Below are 12,592 nucleotides of genomic sequence, written 5' to 3'. Positions count from 1 at the left end.
ACGACCCGCACAAGAGAGATAGCAGGCGCACCAACACAATCCATCCCTTATGCGCACTATTTTACAATATCTCTGAACTGGAGCAGATCATCGGGCTGACCTTTTCGGTGCTTCTTAAGTTGCGTATAATATTTGTTGGAGGCCAAACCTAGAGATAACCTTGCGGCACCAAGGTCCGCGAAATACGGCTGTCGCGTCGGAGGGTGACGCTCCTCATATTTCAAGAAGGCCGCATGGCCACGATCAATGTCTCGCTCAACTTCAACCAACGACTTAAATCCTGCCCGCTTGAGCTCTCGAACGAACAACGACAGACCTTCCGTTTGCTGTCTGTCGGGAAACTTTCGCCTGAGAAAAGCAGTTACTGTATCCAAATTAATCTCGGTATCGATAGATGCTGATATTGACTGCTCGGCCCCTTTCTTGGAGTCGAGCCGGGCTGCATAGAATTGCTCAAACTCTGTGTCGGCTACATAGAACAACCCGCTAAGAGCACTTAGCGACCGTTTCAACTCGACCGGAACGTCCCAGTCACCCTTGTAATCTAGATAGTGAGAAACCGCTGCCCAAGCATGCATGCACAACGTTCGCACCTGAATCTCAAATTGGATGCCGGCAGTGTTTTCGTATCTTGGTCCCTTGTACCGCGAAGGAATCTTGCAGACATAGTGCACAGACATATAGCCCAACGGGCCTTGATCCTGAGACACCTTGTCGTCAACGTGAACCACGTCGAAGCTTTCAGTAACAATCTTTCCTATCCGCGACATATCTGAGCGAAATAAGGAAACGACGCGTGCTCCGACTACATCGATCACTTCGTCGAGACTAGTCGAGCCTTTTCGATGACATTTCTTGATGATTGAAGGTAGCTCTTTGACTCGATGTTCTATCGAATGGATTTTCACCCCCGCAGCCGCAATACGCTCCCTTAGTATAAAAACAACTTCGTCGAGTAACGCTTGGTTGCGCGCTAAAGCTGATTTGTACGACGCTTCGATTGCCGCTACCTGCGCATCGCTCAGAGTTGCCTCGGATGCTTCGCCGATAGAAGAGTTTAAGGTAGGAGCCAATGGGCCGGGAGTTTCGTCCTGCATCTTGCCCGCCCCTCTCCTCACAACGGCAAATTGTCGTGCTTCTTCGCCGGGATTTCCACCTTCTTGTCCTTCAGCATCGCCAGCGCGCGGGCGATCCGCCGCCTTGTCGAATGCGGCATGATGACGTCGTCGATGTAGCCGCGCTCGGCGGCGATGAAGGGGGACAGGAAGCGGTCTTCGTATTCCTTGGTGCGCGCGGCGATCTTGTCGGGATCGCCGATGTCGGAGCGGAAGATGATCTCCACTGCGCCCTTGGCGCCCATCACCGCAATCTGGGCGGTCGGCCAGGCGTAGTTCATGTCGGCGCCGATCTCCTTCGACGCCATGACGTCGAAGGCGCCGCCGTAGGCCTTGCGGGTGATGATGGTGACGAGCGGCACCGTGCACTGCGAATAGGCGAACAACAGCTTGGCGCCGTGCTTGATCAGGCCGCCATATTCCTGCGCGGTGCCCGGCAGGAAGCCGGGCACGTCGACAAAGGTGACGATCGGGATGTTGAAGGCATCGCAGAACCGCACGAATCGCGCGGCCTTGCGCGACGCATCGCTGTCGAGCACGCCGGCCAGCACCATCGGCTGGTTGGCGACGAAGCCGACGGTGCGCCCGGCGATACGGCCGAAGCCGGTGACGATATTCTTGGCGAAGGTTTCCGAGATCTCGAAGAAGTCGCCCTCGTCGACGACCTTCAGGATCAGCTCCTTCATGTCGTAGGGCTTGTTCGGGTTGTCGGGGATCAGCGTGTCCAAGGACATGTCGAGGCGGCCGACATCGTCAAAGCTCGGCCATTCCGGCACGCCGTCGGTGTTGTTGGATGGCAGGAAGTCGATCAGCCGGCGCATCTGCAAGAGAGCATCGACGTCGTTCTCGAACGCGCCGTCGGCGATCGAGGAGCGCGTGGCGTGCACCGAGGCGCCGCCGAGTTCCTCCGCGGTCACCACCTCGTTGGTGACGGTCTTCACCACGTCCGGGCCGGTGACGAACATGTAGCTCGTGTTCTTCACCATGAAGATGAAGTCGGTCATCGCGGGCGAATAGACGTCGCCGCCGGCGCAGGGCCCCATGATGACGGAGATCTGCGGGATCACGCCCGAGGCGATGACGTTGCGGCGAAACACGTAGGAATAGCCCGCGAGCGCCGCGACGCCCTCCTGGATGCGCGCGCCGCCGGCGTCATAGAGGCCGATGATCGGCGCCCTCGCCTTCATCGCCATGTCCTGAAGCTTGGTGATCTTCAGCGCGTGGGTTTCCGACAGCGAGCCGCCGAACACCGTGAAGTCCTTGGCGAAGACGAAGGTCTTGCGGCCGTTGACCGTGCCCCAGCCGGTGACGACGCCGTCGCCGGGGATCTTGGTCTTCTCCATGCCGAACTCGATCGAGCGGTGCTCGACGAACATGTCGAATTCCTCGAACGACCCCTTGTCCAGCAAAAGCTCGATCCGCTCGCGCGCGGTCAGCTTGCCGCGGGCGTGCTGCGCCTCGATGCGCTTCTCGCCGCCGCCAAGCTTGGCGCCGGCGCGCCGTTCTTCGAGGGTATCGAGGATATCTTTCATCTGCTTCCGCCCGTATTAGCTACTGGACCACCGTCTGAAGGGTGGCGCCGACGCGTTGTCGTGATGCGAACCGGTTCCCACTTCGCCCGGAGGACGCTTTAGCACGGCCGTTTCGTAACCGGAAACCGCCTTGTGGGCGGGTCGGGGCGCAAAAACGGTAGGATTTTCCGATATCTGGGGAGATGGCGATGACCGAAACGACCGAGGCCGAGACCGGCGCACCGACCGGCGGGGTGCGCACCCTGCTCCGGCTGGAGGGCCTGGTGCTGTTCCTGGGGATGACCGTGCTCTACGCGCAATGGGAGGGCTCGTGGCTGGTCTATGTCCTGCTCTTCCTGGTGCCCGACTTGAGCTTCGCCGCCTATCTCGCCGGTCCTCGGGTCGGCGCCATCGTCTATAACGCGGCCCATGCCTATCTGGCGCCGGTGGCGCTGATGACGCTCGGCTTCGCCAGCGCCGAGCCGCTGGTGCTCTCGATCGCGATGATCTGGCTCGCCCATATCGGGATCGACCGCGCGCTCGGCTACGGGCTGAAATATTCCAGAGGCTTTGGCTTCACCCATCTCGGGCGGATCGGGAAGGACAAATTGACAGGCTGACGGACGCTTGCTGTAGTCGCGCGCCAAGGGCGGACCGTAGACTCTCCGGGGGCATCCGATGCTGACAGACTGGCGCCTGGCCGCGACGGCCATCCTCTTTTGCTGCGCCGTGCTATTCACCTGCATCGAGACCAGCGCGCAGCAGATCCCGAAGGAGATCGCCGCCCGCACCGAGATCTACGCCATTCCCTCGCTGACGATCTCCGACCAGCAATTCCTGACCGGCGACAGCAATGGCAAGCACGTCACGGTCGGCGGCGAACTCAGGATCGCGCAAGGCAGCGGCCGGCTGCCGGTGGTGGTGCTGATGCACGGCTCGAGCGGCGTCGGCAGCGGGATGGATGCCTGGGTGCGCCAGTTCAACAGCATGGGCATCTCGACCTTCGTGATCGACGGCTTCTCCGGCCGCGGTCTGACCGCAACCGGGCCGAACCAGGCGCTGCTCGGCCGGCTCAATCTGATCCTCGACATCTACCGCTCTCTCGAGATCCTGGCCAAGCATCCACGGGTCGATCCTGATCGCATCGCGCTGATGGGATTTTCGCGCGGCGGACAGGCGGCGCTCTATGCGAGCCTCGACCGCTTCAACAAGCTCTGGAACAAGTCCGGCGCGCAGTTCGCGGCCTACATCCCGTTCTATCCGGATTGCTCGACGAGCTATTTGACCGACACCGAAGTCGCGGCGCGTCCGATCCGGATCTTCCACGGAACGCCCGACGACTATAATCCGGTGGCGAGCTGCAAGGCCTATGTCGCGCGCCTCAAAGAGGCCAAGCGCGACGTGGCGCTGACCGAATATCCGGATTCCGCGCACGGCTTCGATTCCGGCCTGCTCGGCAACAACACGGTGGTGGAAGCGACCACCTCGCAAACCGTGCGCCACTGCACCATCAGGGAAAGCGAAGGCGGCGTCTTGATGAACGCGGCAACGCGGGAGCCGTTCAGCTACAAGGATGCCTGCGTCGAGCGCGGCCCGCATGTCGGCGGCAATCCGACCACCGCGATCGAGGCGCGCCAGGCGGTCAGCGATTTCCTGACGACGCTGTTTGGGCTGGGGTAGCCAGATCAAATCGAATTGTTGGCCGCGAAGATGGTGCGCCCCCCTTTCCTGCTTGCGGGGGAGATAAGCAAGTCACGCAAATCTTCGCGCAAAGACGACGCAGGCGACGACCAGCGCGGTCGCCGCGATCATCGTCCACGGCACCTGCTCGTGCAGCAGCAGGCCGGCCAGCGCGAGGCCGAAGAACGGTTGCAGCAATTGCAACTGGCCGACGCTGGCGATGCCGCCGAGCGCGAGCCCGCGATACCAGAATACGAAGCCGACCAGCATGCTGAAGACAGAGACGTAGGCGAGCCCGAGCCAGGCCGGAACGCCGACGCCGTCCCAGTTCGAAGGCAGCGTCGCGATCGTCAACACGAGCACCGGCGGCGCCGAGAGCACCAGCGCCCACGAGATCACCTGCCAGCCACCGAGCCGGCGCGACAGCGTTGCGCCTTCGGCGTAGCCGAGACCACAGACGACGATGGCGGCGACCATCAAAAGGTCCCCGGTCAGCGAGGCGGCTCCGCCGTTCGAGATCGCGAATGCCGCCACAGTGGCGCTGCCGAGGCAGGAGAACAGCCAGAACAGCGGCTTCGGCCGCTCGCCGCCGCGCAGCACGCCGAAGATCGCGGTCGACAGCGGCAGCAGGCCGATGAAGACGATCGAATGCGCCGAGGTGATGTGCTGAAGCGCGAGCGCTGTCAGCAGCGGAAAGCCGAGCACGACCCCAAGCGCGGTGATCGTGAGCGACACCAGATCCTCGCGCTTCGGCCACGGCTGCCGCAGCACCGCGAGCAGTGCCGCCCCGAGCACCGCCGCGATCAGGGCGCGCGCCGCGGTGAGGAACAGCGGCGAAAAGCCGGCGACCGCAACCCGCGTCGCCGGCAGCGAGCCGCTGAAGATGATTACGCCGAGCATGCCGCTGCCCCAGCCGTCGAGCGACGCCCTGCTCATCGCCTCGCCCGACACCACTCTCGAATCGGTCATCGCACCTCGCTTTCCGCTCGCGAGGTTAGCTTGCGCGGGCTGGCCAAGGCACTTACAGATCAGTACAATACTGCCAAACTGTATGGGTGAAGGTAGGCATACACTTGCAGCAGCCGTTCGACCGCAGCAAGGCGACGCGGACCGCCGACGTGATGAACGCGATCCGCGCCAGAGTGGCGAGCCGCGCGCTGGTCGCCGGCGACCGCCTGCCCTCGATCAGGAGCTTCGCGGCGAGCATGGGCGTGTCGCCCTCCACCGTGGTCGAAGCCTATGACCGGCTGGTCGCCGAGGGCCTGATCCGGGCCAAGCCCGGCTCGGGCTTCTATGTCTCGGCCGCCGCGCTGCCACCGCTGGCGCTTGCCAAGGATCAGCCGCAACGCGACCGCGCCGTCGATCCGTTCTGGGTGTCGCGGCAGTCGCTCGACAGCGATGGCGCCACGCTGAAGCCGGGCTGCGGCTGGCTGCCGGCTGACTGGATGCCGACCGAGGCGCTGCGCCGCGCCCTGCGCGGCCTGGCGCGGGCCGAGGACGCCGCGCTCTCGGACTACGGCGCCACCCGCGGGTCGCTCACGCTGCGCCGGATCCTGATGGCCCGCTTCGCCGACGAAGGACTGGAACTGCCCCCCGAGCAATTGCTACTGACCGCCTCCGGCACGCAGGCGATCGATCTGATCTGCCGCTTCCTGCTGCGCCCCGGCGACGCCGTGCTGGTCGACGATCCCTGCTACTTCAATTTCCGTGCCCTGCTCCGCGCCCATCAAGTCAGAATTGTCAGCGTGCCTTACACGCCGTCGGGTCCTGATGTCGCGCGCTTCGAGGCAGTCGTGTCTGCCGAGCGGCCGCGCCTCTACGTCACCAACTCGGCGCTGCATAACCCGACCGGCGCGACGCTGTCGCCGCAGACCGCGCACCGGCTGTTGAACGCCGCCGCGACCTACGACCTGACGATCGTCGAGGACGACATCTTCGCCGATTTCGAGCCCGAACCCTCGGCGCGGCTGGCCGCGCTCGACGGGCTCAACCGCGTGATCCGGATCGGCAGTTTCTCCAAGACGCTGTCGGCCTCGGTGCGCTGCGGCTACATCGCCGCGCGCGCCGACTGGATCGAGGACCTGGTCGATCTGCAAGTGGCTACCGGCTTCGGCGGCCCGAGCGCGGTGGCAACCGAAATCATCGGAAGCGTGCTCGCCAGCGGCTTCTATCGCAAGCATGTCGAGGAACTGCGGCGGCGGCTGGCGCGCGCACGCCGCGACGTCGGCGATAGGCTGCAACGGCTTGGCATTGCGCCATGGCTGATGCCGCGCGGCGGCTTCTATCTCTGGTGCCGCCTGCCCGCAGGCTGCGACTCCGCCGACGTGGCGCGCGCGGCGCTGGCGGACAATGTCGTGCTCGCGCCGGGCAATGTGTTCAGCGCCTCGCAATCGGCCGCCGCCTTCATGCGCTTCAACGTCGCACAATGCCGCGACCCGAAGGTGACGGCGGCGCTGCAGCGAGCGATCCGGCGCTAATTCGCCCTCGGCGGTCGTTGCGGAACCTGCATGGGTGGAGGCGGCCAAGAACCTTTGGAACCTTGCTGCGTTGACGGGCACCAACCGTCAGAGGAGGCCAAAGATGTCTCGATCCACACTCGCCGGGGCCAGCTTGGTGCTGCTGTCAATGTGCGTGGCCGCCCCGTCCTCGCAAGCCGCACCCGCCTCGCCCTTCCTTGCCATGGCCGGCTCATGGTCCGGCGGCGGCGTCCTGACCACGTCGGATGGCATGCAAGAACGGCTGCGCTGCCGGGCAAACTACAACGTCGCCGGGACGGGCACGGAGCTTCGCCTGTCGCTCCGATGCGCCAGCGAGAGTTATAATTTCGATCTGGCCAGCGAGGTTGAATATCGTGGCGGCGCAATCTCCGGCCAATGGACCGAAGCGAGCCGCAATGCATCCGGAACCATTTCCGGACGCGCAGCCGGCGATCATGTCGAAGCCGCCGCACGCGGTAACAATTTCTCCGCCAATCTGTCGCTGACGACACGCGGCAGCAGACAATCCGTGTCGATCCGACCAGAGCCGAACAGCAGCATAAGAGCGGTTTCACTCTCGCTCACGCGGCACTAGGGCCCGTCAGATCGCGACGATATCGGTGAGGCATTGCTGCGTCACGCTCATTCGCGCGTCAATCTGCGCCTGCGTCTTGCAGTCCATGTTCATCGCGAACACCGTCACCGTGTCGCCCTTCTCGACCCAGCCGACCAGCCAGCGGAGCGAGCCGTGCGCCTTGTCAGTCAACCCAGTCTTGGCGTGGATGACGGCATCGCCGACCTTGGTCACGGGGAGAATGTCGCGCACCAGTTCCTGACTGCGCTTGGACACCGGAAGCACGCCGCGGCGCAGCCGGTCGACGAAATCGACCTGCTGGATCGGATCGATCCGCAAATTGCCGGACACCCAGAACTGGTCGATGCCGCCGCCGATGTCGCGATTGCCATAGTCGAGCATGTCGACATAAGTCTTCATCCGCTCCTCGCCGATCCGGCGCGCGATCTCCTGATAGACCGGGAATGCCGACACCGCGATCGCCGAGCGCAGCGTGTGATCCTTGTTCCAGGCGGCGATGCTGCGGGTCACGCCGTCCCACTTGAACACGTCCTTGTCGGGGTCCTGCACCACGCCGGTCTCGAGCGCGATCAGCGAGTTCGGGATCTTGAAGGTCGAGGCCGGCAGCTTGCCCTCGCCCGACCGGTTCTTGTCGCTCGCGATGATCAGGTAGTCCTCGACCTTGTAGCCGACGAACGTGCCGACGGTGCCGAGATCGAAGAACCGCCGCGCGAGATCCTCGCGAAACTCGCTGCGCTGGTAGGACACGTTGGCGAAGCTGCGCGATGGCAGCGTGCTAGCTGCGGCGAGGAGACCGAGCGCATGGCGGCGATTGATCACGGCGGGCCCTGAACAGTTCTTGACGCTGACCACGATGGTTGATGCCATCGTGGTCAAAGGATGGCAATGGGGGTTATCTCACCCGGCCCGACAGACGCAACACGAAGATCAGCACCTCGGCGACCGCCTTGTAGAGCTCAGCCGGAATCTCGTCGCCGAGCTCGACATTGGAGAGTGCGCCGGCCAGCACCTCGTTCTCCTCGATCGGGATGTCGTGGGCCTTCGCGACCTCAATGATCTTGGCGCCGATCGTGCCCCTACCCTTGGCGACGACGCGGGGCGCGCCGGAGTGGTCGTAATGCAGGGCGACCGCGAGCTGGGACTTGGTGTCGCTCATAGCGCCCGATCCAGGAAATGGCCGGCGCGCGCGGGCGCTGCTTGCGGCGGCACGCCGTCGCGGATCTCGATGTCGCCAGGCGTGAGCTCGGCCCTGGTGAGTGCCTGGCTCAACTCGGCGGCGCCGGCGCGCAACCGCGCCACGGTTGACGGCCGTTCCGCCCACATTCGCACCGATGTGCGCTCGCCGCTCAGGGAGACCAGCGCGTGCACCGGGCCTGCCGGCTCGACGTCGAGCGTGAAGCGCGCCCGCCACACCCGCCTGGCCGCCTCAGCGGCCTCGCTGCCGCCATCGCGGGAAATCTCGAACTGCGCCATCGCCGTGCCCTGCGGGGTCAGGAACGGGATTTCGAAATTCCAGCGCGGCGTCATCGCATCGATCTGCGCGCGCAGGGCGTCGCCCCGGTCCGGCAGCGACGCGACTTGCAGCAGCGTCTGCCGCGCAAGTGCGGCATCGGTGTTTTCCATCAGGCGGTGCGCAACGGTCGCAAGCGGCGCGTCTGGCGCGATCGATGGCGCGGCCACGGCCTGCGCCGCCGGCAGCCCGCCGCGGAACGGCGGCGGCGGTGTGTTGGTGCGCGCGGCGTCGCCGGTTTGCATGTCCGGTGGACCAGCGCCAGGCCCGGCCGGACCACCAAGCTCATGCAGGGCCTCCTGAAGCAGATTGAGCGCGCCACCTGGCGACGGACCGGCGTCGAGCGCGTCGGCAAGCGCGCCGACAAGGCGCGCACCGCCAGGTGTGAGATCCTCCGCGACCGGCACGCGCGCCTGCGGCAGCAAGATCTCCTGCACCTCGAAGTCGGGCATCGCCGGCGGCACCAGGTCTGGCGCTGATCCAAGGTTCGACAGCGGCGCCTCCTGAGCCACCGGCGCGGAGGGCACGCGGGCAGCATCGCTGGCAGCGAGCGACGACTGCAAGGTCTGGCGCAGCACGATCAGGGCGGCCTTGAGGTCGGGCACGTGACCTGTGGGCGGCGCCGCGCCCGAGGCGAGTGAGGCCTCGAACAGCACGCCGGATTTCTGGAACGCGGCCTTGACCGCGTCGCCGCTGAGATTGTCGTCGAGGCTCGTCTGTTGCGCCAATACCTGCGCGATCGCCGCTTGCAGCTTCGGCGGCAGATTGGCCGACGCGATTGCGGCAAGATTGGCAAACAGCGGGCCCTGGCTCCCCTGCGCCGTCGCAGCGCTTTGCACGGCTGCCGTGACGGCGACACGCTCGAGCGGCGTCAGCGCGGCCCGGGGCGGTGTAGCATTCGGCTGCGATGTGGTGCCAACGTCGGCCGCCACGGCCGGCGACAGCTTCGCCGCATCGACCGATGCACCGACTGCCTCCTCACCCGATCCGACCACTTGCAGGCGAACGCCGTCCTGCGTGTTCAGGACGGCAAGCTGCAGGGTTTGGCCCTGCTGCAGCGGCACTTCGGACTGCACGTCGATCGACAGGCTCGCAATCGCAATCCGCACCAGATCGGCGGACAGCACCTTCAGCACCTGCGCGTTGACCACATTGCCCGCTTGCAGTGTGAGGTCCGGCGCAACGCTCCCCGCAGCCTGGGGCACGGGCACCGGCAGCACGGGGTTGATGGTGGTTGCCATGTCGGGGTCTCGGCCAGCCGGTAAGATCGTGCGGCAGGCTAGCCGAGCGCCCTAAACCACTCGTTAACCGCCGCCCGGCCTCAGAGCTTGGAGAATGCTCGCCGCGGCCTTGAAATCGACCAGCCGGGCTGCGCGGCGCACGGCGACCTCCTCGTCGATGCCCCACTTCTCGATGTTCCAGTCCTCGTCGACATGGGCAGCGGCCCAGACCTGGTCCTCGTCGCGAAAGCCATGCGCCAGCGCCAGTGCCAATAGCGCCGAGCCGGTCAGCGTCGTCACCACATGAACCGCGGCGACCGACCATGGATCAGCGGGAAAGGCACTCCGCGCCGCCGCGATCGCGGCGGCGGGCTGGCCGACATGCATGATCCCCTCGGCGAGGATGAAATGGGCACCGAGCGTGTCGGCGGCCCAGAACAGGACGGGGTCCCAATGCGCAGCTTCACGCGCCACCAGTGCCTCGGGATGACCGGCACGATAGAACAGCATGTCGCTGCCGAGAAATTTCGCGGCGTCTTCGGACACCTCGTCGACGCGATCGATCACCCCTTCAACAACGCTGTTGGCAAAGCGCGTCAGCGGCATGGTCAGGGGATCGATGGTCTCGCCCTGCGCATTCCACTCGTCCGCGACCGTGTCGGCGATCGCACGCGTCGGCACGACGATCGGCTTGCCCGAAGGCGAGCGGATCGGCCGGCCGTCGAGCGCAACTGAAAATCCGCCATCGGCCTTCGCGACACCGGCGCTCTCATAAAAGCGCTTGCGCTGGGGCGCGCGGGTATGACGCCGCACCGCCTCCTGCGGATCGAACTGGGATTGTCCTGCAACTTCGTCAAAGAGTTCGCGCATCGCGCCGGCCGGCTTTGGTTCCGAGGGATTTGCCTGCAAGATATGTCAGGGACGCCGGCAAATAAAGCTGATGGGATGCGCTAAAATCCTCGCAGGCCTTGAATTCGTCGTTTGGGCCCGCGCGGCCGCGGCCGACGCCGGTTCCGCTCGCTGGAATCGCGGATCCGCAACGCGCGATCCCGCGGACGCGCGGCCCGCTGACCCGTCATGGGCTATCGGCTCCGGTCGCCGACGAGAAGATTCTTGTAGACCTTTCCGTCCTTCATGATGACCAGGAAATTCTTCGCCGGGTCCTCCACAAGCCTGATGTTGTCGATTGGATTGCCATCGACCAGCAGAAGATCGGCCAGCGCACCTTCCTCCACCACGCCCAGCCTGCCCGGATACGGATTTCGAGGTCCCGACATATCGAGTAATTCGGCATTTTCCGATGTCGCCATGATGAGCGCTTCGGCCGGCGTATACCATCGCGTGAGGGTGGCCAGCATGGCTCCCTGCCCTTCGGCGAGCGTCTTCGAGAACAATATGTCGGTGCCGAACGCCGTCTTCAGTTTGTACTTCTTCGCAAAGCCGTAGACCCTGTCGGTGCCGGCAACGACCTGTCGCATCTTGTCCTGCTCGGCAGGTCCAAGCGCGCCGGCGCCTGACAGAGCGACGAAGGGCTGTGTGCTCAGCCATATTCCCTTCTCCGCCATCATGCGCGCTGTTGCGTCGTCCATCAGGTGACCGTGTTCGATACATTTCACACCCGCTGCGATCGATCGCTGGATCGCAACCGGCGTATAGGCGTGGACGGCGACATAGGTCCCCCAATTTTCGGCCGCTTCCACCGCGGCACGTAGCTCACCTTCAGTGAACGTGGATACGTCGAGCGGGCTGAATGGCGACGCGACTCCACCGCCGGCGGTGAGCTTGACCTGCGATGCGCCTTGCATGAGCTGCTCGCGGGCGCGCAGGCGGACCTCGTCTGGGCTGTCCGCAACCATGCTGCCGCCTATTCTCTCCATGCGGCTAAGCATGCCACCGATCGTCCTCGGCAGTTCGGAAAGCTGGCGGAAGTCACCATGGCCGCCGGTGATAGTGATGATGGCACCGGATGGGTAGATGCGAGGGCCTGCGACGAGGTCCTCGTCGATTGCCCGCTTGAGCCCAAAGGTGGGCCCACCCATGTCGCGGATGGTGGTAAAGCCTCGCATGAGCGTGGCCGTGGCCTCCGCAGCCGCAAGAAGATTGGTGTAGCCGACATCGTCTGAGATCGCGGCCACCGGCGTCGGGCGCACCAGCATCGCATGCCAATGCGCGTCGATCAGTCCCGGCATCAGCACCCGTCCATCGCCGGCAATCACTTGCGCATCGGTCGTAATCGCGTCAGTCGAAATCTTCTCGATCTTGTGGTTCCGGACCAGCACGTTGGACGGCGCGGAGAGCGCGCCATGCTTCCCATCGAAGATGCGGACGTTCTGGAACAGGACCCCGGAGTCCTGTTGAGCCTGCCCCGGCAGCGAAGTCAGGAGACCTAGCCCAATCGACGCGATCAGCGCAGTGATCCTGAAGCCTGACGTTCTCGAAGCCGACATATCCACTCTCCGCCAGGCCCGGGTTCGACATAGGTCT

General features: G+C 64.7%; 12 protein-coding genes. 4 read left to right on the top strand and 8 right to left on the bottom strand.

The annotated features are described in order from the left end of the window. Window positions 1-56: 56 nt before the first annotated feature. Both P6U25_RS15335 and P6U25_RS15330 read right to left on the bottom strand, forming a co-directional pair. Window positions 57-1,097 (bottom strand): GTP pyrophosphokinase family protein, encoded by a 1,041-nt coding sequence (locus P6U25_RS15335; RefSeq protein ID WP_407151974.1) that lies wholly within the window; start codon window positions 1,095-1,097, stop codon window positions 57-59. Window positions 1,098-1,114: 17 nt separating this feature from the next. Next, window positions 1,115-2,647, bottom strand: coding sequence for an acyl-CoA carboxylase subunit beta (locus P6U25_RS15330; protein WP_407151973.1), 1,533 nt, complete (start codon window positions 2,645-2,647; stop codon window positions 1,115-1,117). A gap of 188 nt (window positions 2,648-2,835) precedes the next feature. On the opposite strand from P6U25_RS15330, the gene P6U25_RS15325 reads away from it, so the two are divergent. Both P6U25_RS15325 and P6U25_RS15320 read left to right on the top strand, forming a co-directional pair. Further along, window positions 2,836-3,246: a DUF4260 domain-containing protein gene (locus tag P6U25_RS15325; RefSeq protein ID WP_407151972.1), complete on the top strand. Its 411-nt coding sequence runs from the start codon at window positions 2,836-2,838 to the stop codon at window positions 3,244-3,246. 58 nt (window positions 3,247-3,304) lie between these two features. Continuing rightward, window positions 3,305-4,306 carry a dienelactone hydrolase family protein gene (locus tag P6U25_RS15320; protein ID WP_407151971.1) on the top strand — a complete coding sequence of 334 codons (1,002 nt, stop codon included), beginning with the start codon at window positions 3,305-3,307 and terminating at the stop codon, window positions 4,304-4,306. A gap of 72 nt (window positions 4,307-4,378) precedes the next feature. Here the strand turns inward: P6U25_RS15320 and P6U25_RS15315 are convergent, their stop codons facing one another. Next, the gene (locus tag P6U25_RS15315; RefSeq protein WP_407151970.1) at window positions 4,379-5,275 is read right to left on the bottom strand and encodes a DMT family transporter; all 897 of its coding nucleotides are present in this window, start codon (window positions 5,273-5,275) and stop codon (window positions 4,379-4,381) included. Window positions 5,276-5,427: 152 nt separating this feature from the next. Between P6U25_RS15315 and P6U25_RS15310 the strand changes: the two genes are divergently transcribed. After that, a complete protein-coding gene (locus tag P6U25_RS15310) occupies window positions 5,428-6,783 on the top strand; it encodes a PLP-dependent aminotransferase family protein (RefSeq protein WP_407152527.1) in 1,356 nt (451 codons plus the stop codon). A gap of 34 nt (window positions 6,784-6,817) precedes the next feature. Continuing rightward, the gene (locus P6U25_RS15305) at window positions 6,818-7,378 is read left to right on the top strand and encodes a hypothetical protein (RefSeq protein ID WP_407151969.1); all 561 of its coding nucleotides are present in this window, start codon (window positions 6,818-6,820) and stop codon (window positions 7,376-7,378) included. A 6-nt stretch (window positions 7,379-7,384) separates the two neighbouring features. On the opposite strand, the gene blaOXA is transcribed toward P6U25_RS15305, so the two are convergent. The 5 genes from blaOXA to P6U25_RS15280 all read right to left on the bottom strand — a co-directional run bounded on the left by blaOXA (window position 7,385) and on the right by P6U25_RS15280 (window position 12,555). Continuing rightward, window positions 7,385-8,197, bottom strand: a complete 813-nt coding sequence (blaOXA, locus tag P6U25_RS15300) for a class D beta-lactamase (protein WP_407152526.1) — start codon at window positions 8,195-8,197, stop codon at window positions 7,385-7,387. A 73-nt stretch (window positions 8,198-8,270) separates the two neighbouring features. Next, window positions 8,271-8,534 carry an EscU/YscU/HrcU family type III secretion system export apparatus switch protein gene (locus P6U25_RS15295; protein ID WP_407151968.1) on the bottom strand — a complete coding sequence of 88 codons (264 nt, stop codon included), beginning with the start codon at window positions 8,532-8,534 and terminating at the stop codon, window positions 8,271-8,273. Beyond that, window positions 8,531-10,129, bottom strand: a complete 1,599-nt coding sequence (locus tag P6U25_RS15290) for a flagellar hook-length control protein FliK (RefSeq protein ID WP_407151967.1) — start codon at window positions 10,127-10,129, stop codon at window positions 8,531-8,533. Before P6U25_RS15290 ends, P6U25_RS15295 begins: the two co-directional genes overlap by 4 nt. 63 nt (window positions 10,130-10,192) lie before the next feature. Further along, window positions 10,193-10,978 carry an ATP12 family chaperone protein gene (locus tag P6U25_RS15285; RefSeq protein WP_407151966.1) on the bottom strand — a complete coding sequence of 262 codons (786 nt, stop codon included), beginning with the start codon at window positions 10,976-10,978 and terminating at the stop codon, window positions 10,193-10,195. A 212-nt stretch (window positions 10,979-11,190) separates the two neighbouring features. Beyond that, window positions 11,191-12,555: an amidohydrolase family protein gene (locus tag P6U25_RS15280; protein ID WP_407151965.1), complete on the bottom strand. Its 1,365-nt coding sequence runs from the start codon at window positions 12,553-12,555 to the stop codon at window positions 11,191-11,193. Window positions 12,556-12,592 lie beyond the last annotated feature (37 nt).

Source organism: Bradyrhizobium sp. ORS 86 (assembly GCF_045571475.1).
GTDB lineage: Bacteria > Pseudomonadota > Alphaproteobacteria > Rhizobiales > Xanthobacteraceae > Bradyrhizobium.
The sequence above is the reverse complement of the archived record's forward strand: the minus strand, read 5'-3'. Positions and strand labels throughout refer to the sequence as shown.